This window comes from Haloferax profundi, from assembly GCF_001469865.1.
Classification (GTDB): domain Archaea; phylum Halobacteriota; class Halobacteria; order Halobacteriales; family Haloferacaceae; genus Haloferax; species Haloferax profundi.
Map to the genome: position 1 here is coordinate 1 of NZ_LOPV01000609.1, position 411 is coordinate 411.

The window sequence follows — 411 nt, forward strand, 5'->3', positions numbered from 1 at the left end:
ATCATCAACAATCTGCTTCGTGCACTGTTCGGAACAGAGGTTGAGCTCCTCGGAAATACGCTCGCGGTCATCATCGGGCTGGTTGGTGTCTACCTTCCGCTCGTAGTCCTCCCTGTGTACTCATCAGTTGAGGACATCCCAGACTCGCTCGTGATGGCTGCTCGGAATCTGGGCGCTAACCAGCTCGAAGCGTTCTTCAAGATCACGTTCAGGCTGAGCCTCCCCGGTCTGGTGACTGGAACCATCTTCGTGTTCGTACTCACGATGAACTCTATCGTAACGCCAGACCTTCTCGGTGGTCGAACAGACCTGACGATGGGACTGATGATCTACAACCAAGCTGTTGGTGGTCTGAACTGGCCGTTCGCTAGTGCCATTGGGACCGTACTGACGCTCACGACGACGGCGCTC

At 55.5% G+C, this 411-nt stretch carries 1 protein-coding gene; it reads left to right on the forward strand.

All coding sequences use genetic code 11. From position 1 onward, the window contains the following. A partial coding sequence (locus tag AUR66_RS17705) for an ABC transporter permease (protein ID WP_197409861.1) occupies nucleotides 1-411 on the forward strand: 411 nt, incomplete at both ends.